We start from the raw sequence: 22,293 nt of genomic DNA on the forward strand, positions 1-22,293 counted from the left end.
CATCCTTGGCGGCCTGACGAGGAGGATCATGCTCGACGATGTGATGACGGCGCTCGACACCGTCCTGCCGCGGCTGGCGGCGGTCACCGGCACGCCCGGGGTCGCCGTCGCGGTGGCGACGAGCAGCGAACTGCGCACGGCCGCGACCGGGTTCGCGGACCTGGCCGCGGGCGCGCCGATGACCGCCGACACCGTGGCGCCGGCGGGGTCGCTCACCAAGCCCGTCACGGGGCTGGCCTTCATGCAGCTGGTCGAAGCGGGCGAGGTCGGCCTGGACACGCCGATCGACGCGCTGCTGCCCGCGGGGCTGCGCGGTCCCGGCGCGGCGTCCGTCACCACGGCCATGCTGGCGGCCCACCAGGGCGGCTACTACAACGACATCGTCACGGCCACGGCGTTCGAGGCGCCGGCCGAACCGGTCCTCGACTACGTCCGCCGTCGCCACGAAGCCGGGCGCGCCGTCGAGTACGGCGGGGCGCTGCCGCTGGTGACGACGCCGGGGCCCTACTCGTACTCCAGCTTCGGCGTCGGCGTGCTGGGCGGTGCGCTCGAGCACCTGACCGGGGACGCCTACGGCGCGCGCCTCCACCGGGACGTCTTCGCCCCGGCCGGGATGACCGGCACGAGCGTCGACGACGGCACGCGGAACCCGTGGGCGACCGGCGCGCCGGGCCGCGGCACCGACCGGGCGACGGGGTACATGGCCTTCGGCGACTGGTGCGTGCCGAGCCCGCCGCTGCGCACCTCGGCCTACCCGGGCGTCGGGATGCACACCAGCGCCGCGGACGCCGGGCGGCTGCTGCAGTCCTTGCTGCGCACCGCCCGCGGCGACCGCGGACTCGTCCGGCCGGAGTCGCTCGCGGCGATGGTGACGCCGCGGGTCGCCCGGCCCAGCCACGGCGCCCCGTCGTTCTCCGGCCTGACGCTCGAGCTCGCCGACCCGGCGCTGGGCGACGACTGGTGGTGGGGCCACACCGCGGCGTTCCCGTGGGGCTTCTGGTGGGAGGCACGGGTCTGGCCGCACCGCGACCTCGCCGCCGTCGCGGTCGGCACCCGGTGGGACATGGCCCGCTTCCACAACCCCGCCACCCGCAGCGCCCCGGGCCTGGCCGTCGAGTGGGCCGGCCGCTGGGCCGTGTCCGGGGTCCCCGCGAGCCTCCCGGACACGGACGCGCGCCCCCGCTGGACCGGACCGAGCCCGACACCGGAAACCTCGCGCTGGATGGGGGTGCTGGCCGGGGAGCGCACCCACGGCCTGCTCGGCGTCACCGACCCGCTGCCGGCCGCGACGCTGACCGCGATGACCAAGGGAGCGCGCTGCCTCGGCGACGCCGTCCCGGACGGCTGGGACCCGGACGCGTTCACGCGCGGGGTGGCGCAGGCGCGCGCGGTCGCCCCCGATCCGGACGCGCTCGGCGCACTGGGCCGGAACCTCGGGCCCGCCGCGGCGCTGTGGATGCTCGAGTGCGGGGCGTCGAGCGCCGAGGTGACGATGCCGGTCGGCTTCTACGCGCGGGCGTAGCGACGATCAGCGCAGCCGGACGTCCAGGTTGACGCGGTGGCGGCCGCGCGGCAACGGCACCCACGCCGGTTCGGTCACCGGGGACACCTCGGGGAAGCGGGCGAACAGGGTGCTCAGCGCGACCTCGGCCTCCAGCTTCGCCAGCGCGACGCCGAGGCAGAAGTGCGGCCCCCAGCCGAATCCGACGCTGCCCTCGCGGCCGCCGTAGAGGGCCTGCCATCGCACGTCGGTGTCGTGGGGGTGGGCGAACTGCGCGGGATCGCGGTTGGCCGCTCCGAGCACCGCCTGCACCGCGTCACCCGCGCTGATCCGCACGCCGCCGACCTCGAGGTCGGTCGCGGCGTAGCGCAGCCGGGCGAGCTGCACCGGGCCGTCGGTGCGCACCAGCTCGCGCACCGCGGCCGGCCAGAGCTCGGGCTCGGCGCGCAGCAGCTCCCGCTGGGCGGGGTCGCGCATCAGGGCGAGCGCCGCGTTGGACAGCATGTGCGCCATGGTTTCGTGCCCGGCGAGCACGAGGAACACCAGGACGGCCACGGCGTCGACGTCGGTCAGGTCGTCCTTGGCGACGACCTGGCTGATCAGGTCGTCATGCGGCTCGGCGCGGCGCCGGTCGATCAGGGCGTGGCAGAAAGCGAACATCTCGCCCAGCGTCGGCGTGATCTGCGCCGGGTCGCCGCCGACCAGCACCTTGCCCCAGCGCCACCAGTCCGCCCAGTCGGCTTCGGGGACCCCGACCAGTTCGCAGACCACGGCCATGGCCAGCGGGTAGGCGTACTCGTCGAGCAGGTTCACCGTCTCCGCCGCGGCGAAGCCGTCGAGCAGCTCGTCGACGATCTCCTGCACCCGGGGCCGCAGCGTGGCGACCTGGGCCGCGCTGAAGGCGTGGCTGATGCTGCGGCGCAGCCGGGTGTGCTCGGCACCGTCCAGGCTGAGCAGGCTCGCCCGCAGGTAGGGCAGGTGTTCCGGGGGCGTGCCCAGCGCGAGGAACGCCTGCTCCTGCGTCTGGGCACCTGCCCCCGGCAAGCCGGTGGGATCGTTGCGCACGGCCGGGTCGGAGAGCACGGCGCGGACGTCGTCGCTCCGGGTGACCAGCCAGCCCTCCTCGCCGCCCGGCAGCCGGGCCCAGCAGACCGGTGACTCGGCGAGGATGCGGTCGTAGCCGGACACGGGGTCACCGAGGATGGCCGGATCACGCAGGTCCACAACGGGTTCGGGCGGCACCCGGCCATCCTGCCACGAAGATCGCCCCGGGCGGAGCGGCCCGCGTCACTTGCCCGGCTGCGGCCCGAGCATCGTGTTCACGTCGATCGGCGACGGGATGGCGCCCAGCTGCAGCAGCAGGTCCGGCACCCGCTGCAGCCGCCGTGAGTCCAGGCTCGACCCGTAGCCCGGCAGGGTGAGCAGCTTGGCCGTGTCCTCGTCGATCTTGGCGAACCGCACCAGCAGCGGCTCGACCTTGGCGCGGTCGTTGGTGGCCTCGTGGGTGGCCTTCTGCATCGCCCGCTGGAACGCGGCCAGCGTCTTCGGGTTCTCCCGCACCCACTTCTTCGTCGCGCCGAAGCCGGTCAGCGGGAAGTCCTGGGTCGCGCCGGTGTTGATGTCGATCACCGGGATGGCGCCGGCCGTCTTGGCGGCCTGCGTGATGTAGGGCTCCGGCAGGTACGCGGCGTCGGCCTCGCCCTGCTGCAACGCCGCCGCGACGTTCGGCAGCGGGAGCAGCACCCACTTCACCTTGCTGAAGTCCACGCCGTGGTCCTGCATCACCGAGCGGGTGAGCAGATCAGCGGCGGTGTTCTTGGCCGTGATGGCTATCTTGCTGCCTGCCAGGTCGTAGATGGTCTTCACCGGCGAATTCGGCACCGTGACGATCGCGTTGCTCTTCGCGTTGACCGACGTCGCGTCGGCGACCAGTTCCATGTCGGCGGCGCCGGTGCTCTTCGCGATGAAGAACGGCGGGTAGGTCGAGAACGCGATGTCGGCTTCACCCGAGATCGCTTTCGTCAGTGAGGCCTGCCCGCTGGCGGCGACCACGGACGTGACGTCGAGCCCTTCGTCCTTGAAGTAGCCACTGTCCTGGGCCAGCCAGAACGGCCCCAGGTCCGTGGTGGGCAGGATCGAGACCTTCAGCGCGGTCTTCTCCAGGCCGGTGCCCGCAGAGGCTTTCGAATCGGTCGAACCGAGTGCCCCGCAGCCGGTGACGAGTGTGACGACGGTGGCGGCCGCGAGGGCGAGGGTGGCGCGAAGAGCGCGATCCCGGCTGCTCCTGGCGATTCCAAACAAGACCTGCTCCTTGACGGAGATGATGGTTGATGTACCGAATCCAAAGAAGCCGGGTGAATAATTCCCGGAGTCAGGCAGGTGACTGTAGGCACCTGCGAACCGCGTGGCAATGCGTTGGTGCGCCCCAAAACCGGGATTTCACCAGAATGGCGGTGCGTATTCTTGATCGACGATCATGAATTGATCTTCGCTGCGCACGGCGTAATTCTACGAATCGCTGCGGCTGACCGGCGGGGCGCTGCCGATTCCTTCGGCCGTGGCCGGAGGAATCGCGGATTCGCGAAAGAGCCGGTGGTGGCGGGTGGTGACCGGTGGTGTGCGGTGGCCACCCATCCGGCCCAACGGTGCCGATTCCCGCTCACCACGAGAGTCCATTGTGGACTCGATAAAGTGCCTAAGCGGTGACGCGAAAAGCGTCGATCATGCCGACGGACGTGCTGCGGTTGACGATCCGGACGGTGTGCTGCGCCGCGCTCAGCCCGCTCTTCTGCCAGACCACCTGCTGCACCTGCCGGGCGCCGTCGGCGTGCAGGTCCACGGTCGCCTGGAAGGTGTTGTCGAGGTAGACGTCGACGGTGCCCATGTCGCCGTTGCGTTCGGAGAGGTACTGGATTCCGGTGCCGGTGAAGGAGTAGTTCGCCGTGGCGCCGACGACGGTCGAGTGGTGCGTGTCGTCGTTGTAGTCGCCGTAACCGCGGTTGGTGGTGGCGAACCAGTTGCTGTCGTAGCCGGCCTCGGTGTCGTTGACCAGACCGCCGCCGCCGGCGTTGAGGCCCAGGGTGGAAGCGGTGCCGCTCAAGGCTTTGGCGCCCTGGTTCGGGCTGCCGGTCAGCCGGGTCGTCGCGTACGAGGTCAGCGGCTTCGCGGTGCGCTCGACGACGTAGGTGGTGCCGCCGGCCGTGGGGAACTCGAACTCCGCGTCGGTGGTGGTCAGGAGGATCGTGTTGTCCGACGCGCGCCGCACGCGCACCTGCTGCCCGCTCCAGGGGTTGACGACGTGGGCGGTGGCGCCCCACTGGCTGCGCAGGCCGACGTACTTCGTCTCGTTGGCCTCGCGCTCGGCGCTGACGAGGAAGCCGTTCTTCGCCAGCAGCGTGAACTTCCCGACGAACGCGGAGTTTCCGGGCACGGCCGGGAAGACGCGGATCTTGTCGTTGTACGACTGCAGCAGGGCCTCGTTCATCGCGGAGAGGTTGACGCCGTGGTACTCGAAGACGCCGTTGGTGTTGCTGGTGAACCCGTTGGGGTAGTTCTGGTACTGCCGCAGCATCCGCTTCACGCCGTCGAAGGTCTGGTCGCCGAGCCCGAGCCGCGCGGCCTGCACGGCGTCGTTGGCCCAGACGTTGCCGTAGGGGAAGGGCCGGCTGTTCCAGGCGTTCAGGGCGGTCTGGTAGTCGGGGGCGCCGATGCCAGTGACGTTGTAGGGCCAGATCAGCTCCGAGGCGACGTTCTCGTTGTTGCGCGTCTGGGCCAGTGGTGGCTGGTGCGGCTGGTAAGCGCCGTTCTGCTGCGGGTAGGCGACGAGGTTGGCGAGGACGCGCTGCCATTCGGGCCGCAGGTTCGCGTCGGCGCCGAGCTGCTGGGAAACCTGGATGGCGATGGGGAAGATGCTGCGCACGGCGGCGAGGTCGGTGATGGCGTTCGGGACGTTCCAATACGTCTCGTGCGCGTTCGAACCGGCCATGTAGTACTTGCCGTTGCCGTCGACGGAAAGCATCCGGGAGTAGAACTTCGCTGTTTCCCGGATGAACGGGTACGCGACGGTGCGCAGGTAGTTGTCGTCGTTGGTGTAGCGGTACTGCAGGTACATGTTGTACGCGGCTTCGTAGCCGGTGGAGAGGTTGTTCTTGGTGTAGTCGCTGCCGACCGTGCCGCGCGCGTTGCCGTCCCAGCCCATGGTTTCCGGCACCCACAAGCCGTCGACGCCGTACCGGGTCTGGGTGTAGGACTTCAGCGCGGTGTAGTTGCGGCTGTAGAGGTTGTCGAAGGTGTTCATCAGGTCGACGTGGTTCGAGGCTAGGAAGGAGTTGTAGACGTCGCGCTGGTTCCAGTACCAGTAGGCGTTGCTCCACTTCGTCTGGTCGCCGGTCGCGCGGAAGACGCCGTTGATGAAGTGGTACGGGTAGTTGCCGTAGCCGCCGGCGGCGATCAGGTACGTCGAAAGGTAGTAGACGTTCTCGAGGTAGTCGGCGTCGCCGCCGAGCCCGCCGTACTGGACGAAGGACTTGCTCCAGAAGCTGTGCCACCAATTCCGGTAGGCCGTGTAGGTGCTCGGGTAGCCGGTGGCCTTGACCGCGTTGAGCGCGGTTTTCGCCTGGTTGACGGAGTTGTTGCCGGCGGCGTTGAGCCGGGTGCTCGCCGTGAACCACACGGTGTAGCTCGACGTGGGCGTGATGGTGAGGCGCACCCGGCTGTTGTTGACGACCGAGGCGCTGTAGTTCGCGCCTTCGACGGTGGCCGCGAGGGTGTAGCCGAACTTCTGCGGGTCGGCCTGGCCGCGGCTGATCCCGGCGCCACTGGCGTCGGCGTAGCTGGACACCTGCCGCCAGGTGCTGATGTCGGGCACGTCGCCGCTGTTGGCCAGGTTCGCCACGTCCCACAGCGACAGCTCGAGGGTCACGCTGCTCACGCCGCCGCGGGTGTCGTCGACGTGGATGCCCATGACCTCGGAACCGGGCTGGCCCATGATCGTGACGGTGCGATTGCTGTCGTACTTCGTCGTCAGCGTCCCGTCGTAGAGGGACAGCCGCTGCTGGTAGGCGGTGTAACCGGAGTCCATCGCCGGCGTGGTGGCCAGGTTGACCAAGCCGGCCCCGAACGCGGTCTGCTGCGACGCGTCGACGTTCGACACCTGCATGGTCAGGCCGCCCGCCTGCCACACCATCGCCCCGGTGCGGCCGTTCCCGACGGTCAAGCCGTAGTCCGGGTTGGTGTTCGGCCGGTTGTAGACGATGTCGTGCTTGGCCAGGTAGCCGGCGTAGTCGACGTCGAGGCGGCCGGCCGCGGGGGAGAACGCGGCGTCACCCGGGGCGGCCAGCGCGGGCGAGGTGACGGGGACGGTGAGCGCGGCACCCAGCAGCACGGCGACGGGCAGCAGGCGGATCGACCTCATGGAGCACCTTCCGGAGCCAGAGATATGATGAATCGATCAGATCTTGAGCGCGTAACCGGGCTATGAGCTTGTTTAAGGTTGTAGCAGACGTCAGGCATCGCGTAAAGAACCGATGTCTGGACCTTTGGCTGCGAGAGGCCTACGGATCGGGCGGGCACCAGGTGTCGGACGTCGGGCCGTTGGCGGCGCCGCAGAAGCCGTGCACCGACTTGTCGACCTCGCCGCCGGCCACCCCCATCACCGCGACCGGCTTGTTCTGCGGCACGTTCCGGCTGATGTCGCCGCCGTAGTCGATGATGCCGGTGACGCCTTCGAGGTACTTGTTGACCTGCTTGCCGTCCGGGCGCGAGGTGTGGATGGCGGTGATCTCGCGCCAGATCGCCCCCGGCGTCACCGGGATCTCGGCGGCGGTCTCCCGCAGGTACGCCGCCGCGACGATCATCACCTGCGCGGCGTCGTAGGCGAGCGCGGCGTGGCCGTCGTACGAGCGGCCCTCCGGCGTCCGCTCGAACGGGAACAGCGTCTGGTCCAGCGTCGTGTAGAAGTCGAGCGCCGCGCCCCGCGGCTCGGTGACCGGCGCGGTGGCGAACGACATGAAGTAGTACGGCAGCGCGCGGTTGCGCTGGCGTTCGCCCTGGTCGGCGACGAACCGCGTGACGTCGTCGTCGCCGATCACGGTGGCCCGGCTGCCGCACAGCGCCGCGCTGCTGATGAACTGGCCGAAGTCGGGGACGCCCCGGCCGGCGAAGAACACGAAGCCGTCGTAGGAACAGGTGTCGCGGCCCGCCGCGCCGGCGTTGCCCACCAGCGTCTCGCCGTACCGCAGGTGCGACGGCGGCCCGCCGGGCCCGCCGTCGGGCGTGAACGCCCGCGCCTCGACCTGGAAACCCTTGTCCCGGAACGACTTCAGCGTGTCGTCGCGCAGGTTGGTGCTGTAGACGTCGGCGTCGTCGTCGGAGTAGTAGACGCGGATCACGCGCGGCCCCGGCAGCTGCTCGACGAACCCGGCCGCCACCGCGGCCTCGCGCCGGTTCTGCGGCGTGACCTGGAAGTACATCGGGTTCAGGTCGGCCAGCGGGTCGGCGGACAGCGTCGAGGCGACCATCGGCAGCCCGGCGTTGGTCAGCGCGGCGATGGTCTGCTGCGTCGGCTGGCTGCTCAGGTCCAGCCCGACCACGCCGACGATGCTGCGGTCCTGCTCGGCCTGCTGCCGCAGCTGGTTCGCCACCCGCACGCCCTGGCGCATGTCGCGGCCGGCGTTGGCGATGAGCAGCCGGACGATCGGGTCGGCCGACCCCGGGGCGTTCAGCTGCCGCAATTGGGCGACCGCGAAGCCCTCCAGCGATTCGCGCTCGCTGGTCAGCCCCTCCGCGAGGTTGTTGGACGACGTCAGCGCCTCCAGCGCGACGAGCGTGATGTACGGCCGCTCCGGGTGGGCCTCGTGCAGCTTCTCCGCGCGGTGGTTCTGGTCCAGCACCACCGCTTCGACCTGCCGGATCGTCGCGTCCGACGGCTGGAAGAGGTCCTGGGCGCCGTCCGTGGTGCCGACGCACTCGCTGCCGGTCCAGGTCAGCCAGGGGTTGTCCGAACCGCAGTGCTCGGCGTAGGTGTCGTGGCTGCGGTAGGCGATGAACCCGGCGACCAGCGCCACCACGACGACCGGCACGCCGATCCGCGTCCACCGGCTCGCCCACCACGGCGGGCGGACCTGCCGGCGGAACCGGTAGTCGCTGCCGAGGGTCTGCAGCATCTGCTGGACCTTCGGCTCGTCGGCGTCGGCGGGCGGCCGGACGCCGATCGGCAGGTACCACGCGGTCGGCTGCCGTTCCCGCCGGTCGCGTTCGAGCTGGTTCTGCCAGGCCACGTAGGCCGCGCGCGCCTGCTCCGCCTGGAACTGCGGGCGGCGCGAGGTCGGCACCGCGTCCGGCGGCGGCGCCGGGCTGGCGCTGACCACCAGCAGCGGGTCGAACAGGCCGACCTGGTTGCGGACCGAGTTGACCAGCTCCAGCAGGCGGTAACCGCCGTTGCCGACGCTCACCTCGTCCAGCAGCAGCACCGGGTACGTCATCCGGCGCCGCCGCCACACCCGCCACGGCCGCAGCCGGTAGGCGCGCCGCAGGTCCTCGAGGAAGGCGTTGAGCAGCAGCCGGCAGACGTATTCGGGCGCCTCCTCCTGCCACTGCCCCTCGGTGAGCCGCCGCGCGAACCGCACGAAGCTGCCGGACATCTCCGGCGCCAGGTGCGGCTGCCGGAGGAACCAGCGATACCGGCCGGACAGCAGCGGGACGCGCCCGGTGACGGCGATCCGGAAGGTCAGCAGGGTCAGCCCGCGCACGAGCAGCGAGAAGACCTTCCAGATGCCCTGGTTCTCCGGCAGCTGCTTGACCGCGTCCTCGGCGGACGAGCTGAACCGCTCGGCGAGGCTGATCCGCCGGATGGCCCGCCGCAGCACCCCGTCGGGATCGTCACGGCCGTCGTAGTCCTGCAGCATGAGCCAGTAGACGAGGTCGAACAGCGGGAACGGCAGCCGGCTGGTGTGCGCCGTCGCGCTGTCGCCGAGCTCCTTGCGCGCCTCCCGCAGGACGTCCCGGACGACGGTGACGGAGTCCGCCGTCGCGGGCCCCGCCTCGTCCCGGTCCTCGTGCTCGGCGAGCCCGGGCCGCGCGTACCGGATGCTGCCCTGCGGTTTCGCGGTCTTGAGCCGATCCGCGACGGCGGCCAGCACGTCGGCGCTTTCCGGTGGCCGGACCAGGCACACCATCGGCAACCCGCGCCGTTCGGACCGCTCGTCCTGGTAGTCCGTCCACTCGCACTGTTCGTCGAGTTTCCGCGGCCGATCCCCGAATCGCGGCCGCAGGCACAGCGCACCGAGCAGTTTCACCAGCGCGTCGGCCCCGAGAAAGCCGAGCGGTCCCGTTCTCCCCATGGGCCCAGAATGGCACATTGGGAGCGCGGCTGGTCCCGGAAATGTACCGACAATGCCGGAACCGAAATCCTATCCCCGCTGGACGTCGGGCCCGCCGGCGGCGGCCGGACCGGTGTAGCGCGCCCCGCCGAAGGCGAGAATCAGGTAGCCGATGATGGAGAACACGAACAGCCCGAAGAACCCGAAAACCCCGCTCTTGCCGAACGCCTTCGCGACGTCGATCGAGACGATGATCGCCACGACCAGGTTGACCACCGGGATCAGCAGCAGGAGCAGCCACCACCCGGAGCGGCCGGCGATCTTCAGCAGGATGTAGGCGTTGTAAATCGGGATGATCGCCGCCCAGCCGGGCCGCCCGGCTTTGGTGAACACCTTCCACAGCGCGATGATCGTGAGCACGGCGAAGATCAGGCCGGAACCGAACCCGATGCCGAGGCCGAAGACGGACGTCGAGTTTTGATCGTTCATGGAGCGGGAGTGTCCTTCCGGGAGCGTCAGTCGTGACGGGTGACCTTAGCGTCGACCGAATCGGCTCACCGCAGGTGGGCGGTCATTTCCCGCGGCTTTCGAATATCGGGCGGCCCACCGCATTCGAACGGGACGGGATCACGGGCGTTGCTCAGCCCAGCCGGCCGGCTTCCGCCGCGGCCCGGGTCACCGACTCCGCCGCGCGGCGGGACGAGCCGGTCAGCTTCCCGCGGGCCATCGCCAGGAGCACGGCCGGCTTCGGCGGGAACGCGCCGAGCTGGCTGAGCATGGTCAGGTCGTCCCGCACCGCCTCGTGACTCGTGACGCCGTCCGGGCCGACGCGCAGCACGTGGATCTGCTCGAAGTCCATGGCCCGCCCGGTGGCGGGCAGGATCTTGTCGGGCTTGCCGTCCCGGAAGCGGACGAACGGCCGGTTCTGCACCCCCTGCATCCGCAGCCGGACCCAGGCCACTCCGGCGTCGAAACCCGCGTCGAGCACCGGGAACCGCAGATCGTCGAAGGCGGCGCGCATCCAGGCACCCGAGGCGAGCAGCGCGCCGGGCCCAGGCACCGAGCAGGCGGGCGGGGCGACCGCGGCCTCCCGGTTGACGAACGCCGGCGCGGCCACCGACCGCGCGAGATCGGGATCGCCGGTCACCAGGACCCGGAAGACGTCGATCGCGGACTGCAGCTCGGTGCTGGTGGTCACGGTTCCCTCCTCGGACCGGACCGCGCTGATCCGGTGTAGCTCCATCTAATGATAGTAATGCGTTCCAGTCAATGTGACGCATGACGGTGAAGTACGCTGAGCGGCGTGACGCGCCCCTACAAGTCCGCCAGGCGGACGTCCGCGGCGGCGGAAACCCGCCGCGCCGTGCTCGCGGCCGCACTCGCCCTGTTCGAAGAGCGGGGCTACGTCGGGGCGACGCTGGCGGAGATCGCCACGCGCGCGGAGGTGGCGGTCAACACCGTCTACACGAGCGTCGGCGGCAAGCCGCAGCTGCTGATCGAGCTGATCCGCGAAGCCGCGAACAACGACCAGATCGACGACTCGCTGCGCAGGCTGAACACCGCCCGGTCCGGCCGAGAGGTCATCGCCGAAGTCGCGGAGGGCACCGCAACGGTCTTCCGCGACCGCGCTTGGCTGCTGGGCGCGCTGTACGACAACGCGGGCACCGAGCCGCTGTTAACCGAGGCGGTGGAAAGCGCCGAGACAGCGTACGCCGACAGACTCGCCGAGGCGGCGTCCCGAATAGCGGCCCTGGGCGAACTCCGCGAGGGGGTCGACATCGCGACCGCGTCGGACATCCTCTGGTTCCACTTCGGTTTCCGCCCATGGCGAGACCTCCGAACACGAGGCTGGTCCTGGGAACGAGCGACCACCTGGCTGACCACCCAGGCGGGCCACGCACTGCTCACCGAGCCACCAGCTCACTGAGCGTTGGTTTCACCAGGCTGCTTCGAATCCGCGGACACCGTCGCGCTGGAGCCGCGACGAACGGCATTCCCGGCCCTGCCACAGTTGGCCGCACCCCGCACGACCCGGGTCGTCGCTCGGCGGGTCGTTCGCCCAGTCGGAGCCTGTTGCCAGGGAGGCCGGCCGGCCGACGCCGCCACCGAGCTACCGGTCCGCTCGTTACCTTCGGGACGTGTCCAGCGAACCCGTTGTCACGGCCCGGGGCAGCCAGCGTTTTCGCGACCACGAGCAGCAACACGACGGCCACCGCGAGCAGGACCCGGCCGCCGCGGTGCTGACGCCGGCTGCGGCAGCTGCACGACGCGGTGCGTCGGCTGGTCCGGGCAGGTGGCGCGGGTCCTCGTCGTGCCGGTACCCGATTGGGCACGGTCACGCGCGTGCCGGCGGCCTGTATCGGACGCTGGTCTCCGCGGCGAGCCGAGCACCGTAACAATCAGCCAAGTCAAGCGACTCTCAGGGGAGCGGGCAGGCATTCTCGCTCGGTCTTGTCGCGATGACAGGTGAGGGGCCGATGAGCGGCAGTGGTGACGATGCGGACGTTGACCGCCTGGTCAGCGTGCTGCTGGTGGTGCGGCCCGATGCGGAGTCGGATCCGGACGTAGCTGAGCGGTTGGCTCGGCAACTGCGTGCCGAGCTTGTCGAACTGGACGTTGAATCGACTGCTTTGGTTACTGATGGGGCCAGTCCGGACGGCGCGAAAGGTGCCGATGCAGTCACGCTGGGAGCGCTCGTCATGGCGTTGAGCGCGTCTGGTGGGGCGTTCACTGCTTTGATCGGGACTTTGCGCGATTGGCTGAGCCGTCATTCCGCACGTCATCGGATCGTGATGACCGTCGACGGTGACACCATCGAGTTGGAGCGGGCGTCGGCCGAGCAGCGGCAGGCGCTTGTCGACGCATACGTCCGGCGCCATACAGGTGGGCAGGCGGGGTAGCGGGATGGGGCGGCGGCTGGCGCTGTTGATAGCCACTTACCTGTACCAGGACAGCGGCTTGCGGCAGTTGACCTCGCCGGCCCACGACGCGGAAGCGTTGGCCGCGGTGCTGGGCGATCCGGCCATCGCCGGGTTCGAGGTCACCACGTTGATCAACGAGCCTCATCACCGGGTCGGGCAGGCCATCGGGGAGTTCTACCGAACACGGCGACGCGATGACCTCACGTTGCTCTACTTCACCGGCCATGGCCTGAAGGACGATGATGGCCGGCTCTACCTGGCGATGACCAACACGCTGCGCGACAATCTGCTCTTCACCGGGTTGCCCGCCGAGCAGGTCGACCAGGCGATGGAAAGCTGTGTGTCGCGACAGAAGGTGCTGGTGCTCGACTGCTGCTACAGCGGGGCGTTTCCGGCTGGTCGGGTCGCCAAGGCCGACACGGCGGTGCATGCGCTGGAGCGGTTCCAGGGACGTGGCCGCACGGTACTGACCGCGTCGGATGCCACCCAGTACTCCTTCGAGGGCGATCAGCCGCATGGCCGAGCCGTCCAGTCGGTGTTCACCCATCACCTCGTGGCCGGCCTGCGCGACGGCAGCGCGGACCTCGACGGAGACGGTGACATCACCCTCGACGAGCTGTACAGCTACGTCCACGACCGGGTTGTAGCCGAGATGCCGCAGCAGCGGCCCAAGAAGCAGGACAACGTCGAGGGTCGCACCGTCATCGCCAGAAACATCAACTGGACACTGCCCGCCTATCTGCGCAACGCGGTCGTCAGCCCCATCGCCACCGACCGGCTCGCCGCGTTGGAAGCGCTGGCCCATCTGTACCGGATCGGCAATGACCTCGTTCGCGGCCACGCTCGGGACCAGATCCGCAACCTCACCGACGATGACAGCAAACTCGTTTCAGCCGCCGCCACAACACTTCAGCGGTCGCTCACCCGCGAACCACGCGCACCGTCCCCGGAGCTCGTCGACAGCGAGCAGGTCGACACGAAAAGACCCGCAGCGTTCGAATCCGCCGATTCGCCCCAAGCCGAGGATGTCGGTCACGGGAATCTTCCGCCGAGCACCCCGGCTGCCGAGACCGACCCGCCGACGACAGCCGGTCCGGCGGCGCTCAAGACGGTGCCGCCGAAAAGCGAACCGCCCGCGACGATGGCCCAGGACAGTGATCCGGCACCGGCAGAACCGACACCGGAGAGCGAGCACCGCTCGAGATCCCGCTACTTCTCCATTGTCGGCGGCATCTTGACGCTGGCTGCGGCACTGTTGATTCTCGCTGGCCAGACCGTGGGGATGGGCAGCCTGGGCGATCGGTATCTCAATCTCTTCGCCTTGGTCACCGTGATGGCCGGATCGTGTCTGCTCGCGCCGCGGACACGGATGTTGGTCGGCCCCGGCATGCTGCTCGGCCTGGCTGTCGCGGCGATCTGGGGAGGAGTCGGCTTCGGACTCGAACTCCCGGAGTACCCGTGGCATCACGACGTTCTGTTGTTCACGCCCGCCGGACATGCGATCTTGTACGTGGCGGCTCTTGTGGTTGTGGTGCCCATGTTCGTGAACGGCAGCGTCCGGGTCCGACTCCGACGCACGCCGGACGCCCTCACCTGGAGGCACATCGGTCTGCTCACTGCCGCGTCGTGTGGTGTGAGCGCGGGTCTGGTCCTCGTTCATGGAAGCAACCAACTCTTCAAAGCGAGCTATCTGGTAGCCGCGGTCCTCGCGATCGTTGTTCCGCTCGTCGTCGCCGTGCTCGTGCCGCGCAGGTTTGGACTGTCCGTCCTAGCAGGGTGGCTGGCCGGCCTGTGGGTCGTCTGGCTGGCAGCCGACGCTGGGGTCGACTACCAGGACGCGGTCAACGTCTACATCGGACTTCCCATCATCGCCCTATCAGGCGGTGCCATTCTGCTACTCACACTGGTGTCCGCGGCTGTCACCGTCAGCGGAGCACCCAGCGATCGCCCGTCGCCGACGCGAGTTCCGCCCCGTCGGCCGCGCCTGCGCATCGCCGCCTACGTCGCCGCGGCCATCGTGGCCGTTCTCCTTGCCGGTCCCGGGATCGCCAGCTATTTCACGGACCGCAACCAGCCCAGCCTTCTTGTCCTTGACAGTCAGGTCGTCAGCGTGGCGTTCAGCCCTGACGGCAAGACCCTCGCCACCGGGAGCAACAACGACAAGCGGGTGCGGCTGTGGAACCTGGCCACCGGTGAGACCGTCGGCGACTTCGAGACCGAAGCCAACCCCGCCTACGCGTTCAGCCTCAACGGAAAGACTGTGGCTGTTGCCGGCGAGTTCCAGACGAGACTGCGGGTTTGGAACCTGGAGACAGGCCAGGCTACCGCCACCATGACCAGTAACAAGGAGATTCAGAGCGTGGCGATAAGCCCTGACGGCAACACCGTCGCCACCGCTGTCGGCGATGACGGTACTTGGCTGTGGAACGCGAACACCGGCGAGCACACCGGCACCCTGCCCGAACCCTACGAATTCTTGGGCGGAGACGTGGCGTTCAGCCCTGACGGCAAGACCATCGCCACCATCGGCCACCACGACAATCAGATGCGGGTGTGGAACGTCAGCACAGGAAGGGTAATCACAACCATCAGCCCGGATCCTGGCGACGCCTTCGGGAGCGTGCAGTTCAGCCCCGACAGCAAAACCCTGGCCACCAGCGGCCGGGGAAACAAATCACAGGTGTGGGACGTCAACACGGGAAAGGCCACCACCACGCTCACCGGCCGGGATGCCGTCATCCGAGCGTTCAGTCCCGACGGCAAGACCCTCGCGACCGCAAGCAACCACGATGACAATGACAGCCAGGCGCAGCTGCGGAACACCGCTACCGGCAAGATCGTCGCCACGCTCACCGGACACACCGACTACGTCAGATGTGCGGCTTTCAGCCCAGACGGCAAAACCCTCGCCACCGGTAGCTACGACGGTCGGGTCCGGCTGTGGAACGTCGACACCGGCCAGGCCAGATAGTCTTTTCCGGACGCAGCCCAGCACCGTGTCCGCGGCAGCCCCTTTGGCTCATCGCGGATAACCACGCAGTCGGCTTCGATAGCTGCTCGCAGCCGGGTCTCGGCCGTCAGCCGAAGTCGATCACCCGCATTTGCTCCACACGTACGTGCTTACGATGGGCGAGATCCTCGGCATCACCGCCGAGGTGATCGAGGCACCGACGGGCTTCTCGGCATTTCCGGTTACCGCTCGGGAGGTGTTCGACGTCGCCGAGGTGTCGGAGGCGTATGAGGTGCTCCCGATCGACGTGGATTCCCTGCCGAAGTCGATGCGCGGCGGCGACGATGCCGAAGAGGCCGCGCTGGTGCTCCAGGACGCCGTCCTCAACGTCCGAGAAGGCGCGAAAGGGACCAAGCTCGACGATCGGTTCGAACTCGACGTCGGGTTCGATCGAGGACTTCACGCCGACGCCGTTGATCCACGACGCGATCGCCAAGTGAAGGCGTCGAGCAACAAGTCGGACAACCGCGGTGTGAAGGTCGGCGACTGCGACGTCGTGCTCGCCCAGGCACAGAAGAACATGCTTTACCTGGACAAAGATCTGCTCGTCGACCGGTTGGCGAACACCACCCTTGCGGAGCCTGGTTGTCGTGCAGCCGCCATTGAAGATGGCGCGCATCGCGGCGGTCAAGCACGTGACCGATCCGACGGTGATCGGCAGCGGTCAGGTCGTGAGAACCCGTGCGGCGTGGACGGCTCCCGGGCAGTCGAGGACGGCCGATGCGAACTGAGCGCAGAGCAGGTCGTCGCTCAGCCACCGGTCGAACTTCTCGGTAGCCTTGCTCTCGATCTTGCGGGCGAGTTCGCCCGGGTCGGGCGCAGGCCCCTCGGCCACCCTCGTCAGCGCGGTCAGCGCCGCTTCGCGGGGCGTGCCGACCAGTCGAAGAGCGGCTCCGTCGACTGCGGCCTCCATCCTGGTGTCGTTGAGGATCGCGGCGAGAGTGTGCAGCCGGCGGTCGCCGGTCCACGGGAACAGCAGGGTGTCGGAGCCGTCGGCGATGACCGGGCGACTGTCGAGTTCGAGGGCCGCGTACTTCCGCCGGGCTTGCTCGAGCAGCGTTCGCGACTGCTGGTCGAGGTAGGCGGGAGCGTGGTCGCCTTCGAGGAGCGTTCGCATCTTCGCCCGGACTTCGCTGTGCACCAGACCGCCGGAGTCGCCGAGGTGCGGAGGCTTGCCGCCGGGCGCCGGGGTGAGCTGGACGACTTTGTCTTCTTCGTGGACGGCGACCACGCGCCATCGTTGGCCGGCGAAGACCAGCAGGAGTCCTTCGTAGAGGGGGAAGTCGATCGGCATGGTGCCGAGCTGACGTCCACTGTGGACAAGGCGGTACTCCTCGGGAGTCTGGAAGGCGGCGTAGAACGTGTAGTGGTTGACGGTCGGCTCTCCGCGTCCACCGAGCAACAGGGTGCCGTCGCCGGCCTGAGTCAGCACATCTTCGGCGCCGAGAGTCCTGAGCAAGTCCGCGAACTGCGTTGTGGTGACGTTCGAGAACGGGCTTCCGCGTCCGCACAGCACCCGGTACGCCTCGACTGGTTGTGCTCCGCCGTGCTGGGCGATCAAGGACAGAAGTTGCTGGATCAGGGTGGACAGGTGCAGCCGGGACGGCTCCGGTGGCTCACACCAGCGTTCGAGCAGCAGGTCGATCGACGCAATCGTCTGCACCAGCGGCAGCTGCAGGCTGTCGAGGAGCGACGTCTCGGCGTCGATCGCCACCGTGGCGCAGTAGGCGCGGAGAATCGCCGGCTCGTCGCGACGTCCCGAGCGGCCGAGCCGTTGCCGCAGGGAGGCGACCGACGGCGGTGGGCCGATCTGCGCGACCTGGGCGATGGCGCCGATGTCGATCCCCATCTCCAGCGTCGTCGTGCAGACGGCCGTGGTCGGCTTGGTGGGATCCCTGAGCATCGCTTCGACGTCTTCGCGGAGTTCCTTCGCAAGGTTGCCGTGGTGAGCGTGAAACTCGTTTGAGACCCCGGCGGTGACGCTGCGGTCGGCTAGTTCGGCCGCGTACAGCTCGACACGTGACCGTGCGTTGGCGAACACCAGGTTGGTCCTGCCTCGCAGCATCGCGAACAGATGGTCCGCGATGCTGCGGACCGCGGTGTCCGAGGCTTCCTCGGAGTCCGGTCGTTCGTCGACGTAGCTCCTCAGCTGCAGTCGCAGCTCCTGACCGGTCGCAGCCGATTCGAGGACCGTCACCCGGTCGCCGTTGTCAGGACGAAGCTGATCGGCGGCCAGGGACATGTTTCCCAATGTCGCCGACAGCCCGATCCTCGGAACTCGTCGCTTGACAGCGATTTCGAGGCGGTGAAGCTGAGAAAGCAACTGGGCCCCGCGTTCGGTGCCCAGGAACGAGTGCAGCTCGTCGACGACCACGTACTGCAATGACCCGAACAGCCGCGTGATCTGCGTCCCGCGCAGCACGAACATCGCTTCCAAGGACTCCGGGGTGATCAGCAGGATTCCGGAGGGATCGCGCAGCAACGCCTGCTTGCGGGTGCCCGCGACGTCGCCGTGCCAGCGGTGAGTCCGGATGTCGAGTGCTTCGCACAGCTCTTCGGTTCTCCGGAACTGGTCGTTGATCAGTGCCTTGAGCGGCCCGACGTACAGCGCCTGAATTCCCGGGCCCGTGTTCTCGGCGAGCCTCGAGCAGATCGGCAGGAACGCGGCTTCGGTCTTTCCCGCGGCGGTAGCCGCGCCGATCAGGACATCGGTGTCGCCTTCCAGGATGGCGGGGATGGCCGAGTCCTGGACGTCGCGCAGCTCGCTCCACCCTTGTTGCCACACCCACCGCTGCACTTTCGGATGCAGCAGGCCGAAGTTGACGGCTTCAGATGCGGAGACTGGTGAGTTCATCGGTGCCGTTCGTGTTCGAGGCGTCGAGTTCGTCGGGCAGAGGCTCGAGATCGGGGTTCGTCTCGGTGTCGATCGAGACGTTTCCGAGCAGCTGCCGCCAGTCGGCGCCGGGGTTCTGGTCGAGCACGGCCAGGAGGTTGACGAACTCCTTGATGGTGTTGCGCGGGGTGCGGAAGTACGCGTCGCCGATCCGGCCGGCGCAATGCTGCATGAACGCGGCCAGCGCCTCGTCCGGGACGAGGTAGGCGGCGGGGTCGCCACCGGCGTAGACGTGGCGGAGGTGCTCGAGCAGCACGTGCATGTCTTCCGGGGTCAGGTTCGCCAGCCGCAGGACGGGACCGGAGTAGTCGACCAAGCCGCCGACGGCGAAGTTGTTCTCGGCGAGACGGCTGCGGAGGGCTTCGTAGCTGTAGAGCCCGCGGCGGGTGTCCATCAGCATTTCCGGGGTGCCGCCGAAGCAGAAGCCGAGACCTTCGACGTTGCCCTGGAGGCAGTCGTTGACGATCCGCAGCACCTGCTCGTAGTTGGACTTGCGGGCTCCGGTGTGAGCGAGCTTGTAGAGGTTGACCATCTCGTCGAGGCAGACGAGCAGACCGGAGAAACCGGCAAGCCGGACGAACCGCGCGACGAGCTTCAGGTGGTCGTAGAAACCGGCGTCGTCGACGATGCTGCGCACACCCAACGCGGCCCGGGCATCGGTGCGGGTCGCGAACTCGCCACGCAGCCAGCGGATCGCGTCCGACTTCAGCTGCTCGTTACCCGTGTCGTGGCCCTTCCAGTAGGCGGCGATGACCTGGGCGAAGTCGTACCCACCGACGCTTTCCGACAGTTGTTCGAGCCGGCCGGCGATCACGGTGGCAGGCGAGGTGCCGGCACTCGTGGCCTCCTGGATCGCCGAGGTCACGAACCGCTCGACGATACTGGGCAAGGCGTTGCCGTCCGGAGTCGAGCGAGTCGCGATGTTGCGCATCAGCTCGGCGTAGAGCGAGCGTGCCTGACCACCGCTGGCGTGCAGCCGCCGATCGGGGCTGAGGTCGGCGGAGGTCGTGACGAGCTTGCGCTCGGCGGCGATGGACCGGACCAGGTTGAGGAAGAACGTCTTGCCGGCGCCGTACTCGCCGATCACGAAGCGGACCGCGGAACCGCCGTCGGCGATCCGGGTGATCTCCTGGCTCATCGCCGAGACCTCGGCGGCGCGTCCCACCTGGATGTGCTGGAAGCCGGTGCGGGGCACCACTCCGGACCGCAGGGAGGAGATGATCGCGTCCCGGTCGCGGGGGCGCAGGCGAGCGGGTTTCTGAGCGGGTGTGGTCATCCGAGCATGTCCTTCACGATGTCCTGGTTGATCTCGATGGGGTCGGAGCCCTCGCACAGCGGCTCGTCGGTGCGGTCGTAGGCCGCGTCGTTGAGGACGTCGAGGGCGCCGTCGGGCAGGAGACCCGCCTCGGCGGCCAGCGCGTCGAACTCGGAGCGGCTCCACGAGTCCCGCTCGACGAGCCGGTGGAACAGCTGTGCGTGTGCGGGGTCCAGCCCGCCGACGGTCGCTGTTTCCGGCGGCGGGGGTGGCGGCGGAGCCGGTTCGCCTTCGGCGAAGATCTCGGCGAGTTCGGCGGCGACCCGGACCGATTCGGCCCGTGTCCGGGCGAGCCGGTCCGGGTCGAGGGTCAGCGTCGTGGTCGGGCTGGTGGGTGGCGCGGGGATCGTGCGGCCGGATCGGGGCGTACCGGGAATCCGGGCGCTGGTCAGCTCGTCCGTCGAGGTGGCTGCCGCGTGCAACGTGCCGTACACATCGGCGGGATCGAGGCCGAGAGTGGTGAACAGCCGCTCGAGGGTACGGATCTCGTCCGGGGTGACCTGGCCATCGGCTGCCGCGATGGTGGCGAGCAACTGCCCCACCGTGGCCTTGCGGGAGGTCGGCAGGGACTCCAGCCGCCGGCGCAGGACCGCGGGGGTGGGTGGTTTGGTCAGGACGAGAGCGGCGTGGGCGTCGAGCCGGAGCCGCTCGTCCTCGCTGAGATCGAGGTCGTCGATCGCCAGCTCCCGCAGTGCACGTCGTTCGGGTTCGCTGACCGTGCCGTCCGCGGCGGCGACGAGCATGCCGAGGTTGATGATCGCGAGCGCGGCCGCGTACTCGGCGCCCGGGGCGCTGACCACGTGGTCCGCTCGCCGGAACAGGACGACCGACGACGTCGGTGTCGGGGTGCTCCCGCCGAAGCGCACGTCGGGTTCGATGCCGAGCCCGCGGTTCTCGAGCAGCTGAGCCACCGCGACGGCATCGGCCTTGGCGAGCTTGCCGGTCTTCGTCGGCCACCGCGAGATCAGCTCCTGAGCCGAGGTGACGCCGCGGCCGTCGCTGCCGATGCTCTGCGCGGCCCACGACCACAGCGCCTCGGTCTCGGGGCTGGGCTTGTGCGTGACACCCTCCGGCAGCAGCGCGATGGCGGCGGGGGAGCCCGCGCCGTCGGGATTGCGGCCGAGGTAGCGGCTGTAGGCGTCGAGATCGCTGGTCACACCCTCGACGATGTCCCGCAGCTTGGTGATCGGGCCGGTCAGCTTGCCGACGTCGGGCAGCTTCGTGTTTTCGAGCGTGACGTGCCCGTAGAAGCCTCTGCTGGCCGCGTAGTAGCCGACGGAGAGGCGCGGCTTGTTCGGCTTGACGACCATGCCGTCGCCGTACTTCGCGCGGTACCGCTTCGTGAACAGTTCCAGGAACTCGTTCGCGCAGCGCACCGCCGGCGTGCGCAGGTACGAGTCCGGGTGGTGGCCGTACCAGGACAACGCCCAGTCCGCCGGGACCGGACGTCCCTCGACAGCCAACTGCGCCAACCCCACCTTGAGGTCCACGGGAAGCTCGTGACTCCACTCGCCGACCGGTGGCGCCGCGCGGTCGTACCGCACCGTGGGGTCGAGCAGGGCGACCGCATCGAGCAAGCCTTCGGCGTAACCGCGGAAGGATCGGTTGCCGCGGTAGATGTCGAGCAGCCGGCGGACTTCGCTCACCAGGGCCGCGAACTCCGCGCCTGCGTCGTCGAGGTCGGGAGCCTCGGTCAGCAGGCGACGCTCGAGACCGTAGAAATACAGGAACACGTAGCCGATGTAGGCATTCGGGTTCGCGCGGCCACCGGCCAGCCATGCCAGGTAGGCGCCGCGTGCCCGTGGCGAGATATCGGCGTAGCTGGGCCAGTAGCCCATCGATTCGCCCGGCCAGTCCGGGTTGCGCAGGTCGACCGGCAGGGCCGGGTCGATCAAGGCGGGTTCGATCCCGACGCCGGCGGCGTCGGGCATACCCGTGCCGAAGTAGAGCAGTCCACCCGGCAGCGTCGTGCCCGCGACCATGACCCCCCGGCCCGGAGGAACCCAGCCATGGCCACGCGCTGGCCGGTCCGGTCGAGGTGGGGGCGGAGCAACGGCCTGCGTGCTGGTCGAGGGCCGATTGTTCAGCGGCCGTGAGGGGGCAGGCTGCGCCGGCACCTCTGGTCGGATCTGATGCGGAGCCGCCCGGAATTGAGCCGGCTGCTGTTGCGATGCCGGAACCGCGCGCGGCTGCGGCGTGGCCTGCGTCCTTTCAAGGCCAGGGGTTCGCCTGATTCGCCGAACCAGCCAGATGACGATCACCAGCACGACCAGGAACGCGATCAGCGCTGCCAAAGAACCCCCTTGGTCGAATACCTTCAGGCGTCGAACCCCTC

The 22,293-nt window shown here is 68.9% G+C and carries 14 protein-coding genes; 4 read left to right on the forward strand and 10 right to left on the reverse strand.

What is annotated here, in order from left to right; all coding sequences use genetic code 11:
* Positions 1–28 precede the first annotated feature (28 nt).
* On the forward strand, positions 29–1,522 hold the full coding sequence (locus OG570_RS21615; protein WP_326958774.1) for a serine hydrolase domain-containing protein: 1,494 nt from the start codon (positions 29–31) through the stop codon (positions 1,520–1,522).
* A 6-nt stretch (positions 1,523–1,528) separates the two neighbouring features.
* On the opposite strand, the gene OG570_RS21620 is transcribed toward OG570_RS21615, so the two are convergent.
* The 6 genes from OG570_RS21620 to OG570_RS21645 all read right to left on the reverse strand — a co-directional run bounded on the left by OG570_RS21620 (position 1,529) and on the right by OG570_RS21645 (position 11,017).
* The gene (locus OG570_RS21620) at positions 1,529–2,743 is read right to left on the reverse strand and encodes a cytochrome P450 family protein (protein ID WP_326958776.1); all 1,215 of its coding nucleotides are present in this window, start codon (positions 2,741–2,743) and stop codon (positions 1,529–1,531) included.
* 45 nt (positions 2,744–2,788) lie between these two features.
* Positions 2,789–3,802, reverse strand: coding sequence for an ABC transporter substrate-binding protein (locus OG570_RS21625; protein ID WP_326943794.1), 1,014 nt, complete (start codon positions 3,800–3,802; stop codon positions 2,789–2,791).
* Positions 3,803–4,196: 394 nt separating this feature from the next.
* Positions 4,197–6,914 (reverse strand): glycosyl hydrolase family 95 catalytic domain-containing protein, encoded by a 2,718-nt coding sequence (locus OG570_RS21630; RefSeq protein ID WP_326958778.1) that lies wholly within the window; start codon positions 6,912–6,914, stop codon positions 4,197–4,199.
* 139 nt (positions 6,915–7,053) lie between these two features.
* Positions 7,054–9,840, reverse strand: a complete 2,787-nt coding sequence (locus tag OG570_RS21635; protein WP_326958780.1) for a hypothetical protein — start codon at positions 9,838–9,840, stop codon at positions 7,054–7,056.
* A gap of 69 nt (positions 9,841–9,909) precedes the next feature.
* A complete protein-coding gene (locus OG570_RS21640; protein WP_326958782.1) occupies positions 9,910–10,308 on the reverse strand; it encodes a DUF5684 domain-containing protein in 399 nt (132 codons plus the stop codon).
* Positions 10,309–10,459: 151 nt separating this feature from the next.
* The gene (locus tag OG570_RS21645) at positions 10,460–11,017 is read right to left on the reverse strand and encodes an ester cyclase (RefSeq protein WP_247056355.1); all 558 of its coding nucleotides are present in this window, start codon (positions 11,015–11,017) and stop codon (positions 10,460–10,462) included.
* A 105-nt stretch (positions 11,018–11,122) separates the two neighbouring features.
* Between OG570_RS21645 and OG570_RS21650 the strand changes: the two genes are divergently transcribed.
* The 3 genes from OG570_RS21650 (at position 11,123) to OG570_RS21660 (ending at position 15,711) form a co-directional block, all read left to right on the forward strand.
* Positions 11,123–11,746, forward strand: coding sequence for a TetR/AcrR family transcriptional regulator (locus OG570_RS21650; protein WP_326958786.1), 624 nt, complete (start codon positions 11,123–11,125; stop codon positions 11,744–11,746).
* A 550-nt stretch (positions 11,747–12,296) separates the two neighbouring features.
* Positions 12,297–12,719, forward strand: a complete 423-nt coding sequence (locus tag OG570_RS21655) for an effector-associated constant component EACC1 (RefSeq protein WP_326958788.1) — start codon at positions 12,297–12,299, stop codon at positions 12,717–12,719.
* 4 nt (positions 12,720–12,723) lie between these two features.
* Complete coding sequence (locus tag OG570_RS21660) at positions 12,724–15,711, forward strand: caspase, EACC1-associated type (protein WP_326958790.1); 2,988 nt, start codon at positions 12,724–12,726, stop codon at positions 15,709–15,711.
* Positions 15,712–15,817: 106 nt separating this feature from the next.
* Here OG570_RS21660 and OG570_RS21665 read toward each other — a convergent pair whose 3' ends face one another.
* From OG570_RS21665 to OG570_RS21680, 4 genes are read right to left on the reverse strand one after another with little or no spacing between them, the layout of a single operon-like run.
* Positions 15,818–16,381, reverse strand: a complete 564-nt coding sequence (locus tag OG570_RS21665; RefSeq protein WP_326958792.1) for a hypothetical protein — start codon at positions 16,379–16,381, stop codon at positions 15,818–15,820.
* A 33-nt stretch (positions 16,382–16,414) separates the two neighbouring features.
* Entirely contained in the window at positions 16,415–18,604 is a 2,190-nt protein-coding gene (locus tag OG570_RS21670; RefSeq protein ID WP_326958794.1) for a DEAD/DEAH box helicase, read from the reverse strand.
* The gene (locus OG570_RS21675) at positions 18,579–19,919 is read right to left on the reverse strand and encodes an ATP-binding protein (RefSeq protein ID WP_326958795.1); all 1,341 of its coding nucleotides are present in this window, start codon (positions 19,917–19,919) and stop codon (positions 18,579–18,581) included. The genes OG570_RS21670 and OG570_RS21675 overlap by 26 nt, the downstream gene beginning before the upstream one ends.
* Positions 19,916–22,225 (reverse strand): tellurite resistance TerB family protein, encoded by a 2,310-nt coding sequence (locus OG570_RS21680; RefSeq protein ID WP_326960115.1) that lies wholly within the window; start codon positions 22,223–22,225, stop codon positions 19,916–19,918. The genes OG570_RS21675 and OG570_RS21680 overlap by 4 nt, the downstream gene beginning before the upstream one ends.
* Positions 22,226–22,293 lie beyond the last annotated feature (68 nt).

Origin of the sequence: Amycolatopsis sp. NBC_01286, from assembly GCF_035982555.1 — a bacterium.
Classification (GTDB): domain Bacteria; phylum Actinomycetota; class Actinomycetes; order Mycobacteriales; family Pseudonocardiaceae; genus Amycolatopsis.

What these genes read in the sequence shown, in the direction of transcription:
- OG570_RS21660 (WP_326958790.1), top strand. Translation starts at nt 12,724, where the DNA reads ATGGGGCGGCGGCTGGCGCTGTTGATAGCCACTTACCTGTACCAGGAC.
- OG570_RS21640 (WP_326958782.1), bottom strand. Translation starts at nt 10,308, where the DNA reads ATGAACGATCAAAACTCGACGTCCGTCTTCGGCCTCGGCATCGGGTTC.
- OG570_RS21635 (WP_326958780.1), bottom strand. Translation starts at nt 9,840, where the DNA reads ATGGGGAGAACGGGACCGCTCGGCTTTCTCGGGGCCGACGCGCTGGTG.
- OG570_RS21670 (WP_326958794.1), bottom strand. Translation starts at nt 18,604, where the DNA reads ATGAACTCACCAGTCTCCGCATCTGAAGCCGTCAACTTCGGCCTGCTG.
- OG570_RS21630 (WP_326958778.1), bottom strand. Translation starts at nt 6,914, where the DNA reads ATGAGGTCGATCCGCCTGCTGCCCGTCGCCGTGCTGCTGGGTGCCGCG.
- OG570_RS21675 (WP_326958795.1), bottom strand. Translation starts at nt 19,919, where the DNA reads ATGACCACACCCGCTCAGAAACCCGCTCGCCTGCGCCCCCGCGACCGG.
- OG570_RS21655 (WP_326958788.1), top strand. Translation starts at nt 12,297, where the DNA reads ATGAGCGGCAGTGGTGACGATGCGGACGTTGACCGCCTGGTCAGCGTG.
- OG570_RS21615 (WP_326958774.1), top strand. Translation starts at nt 29, where the DNA reads ATGCTCGACGATGTGATGACGGCGCTCGACACCGTCCTGCCGCGGCTG.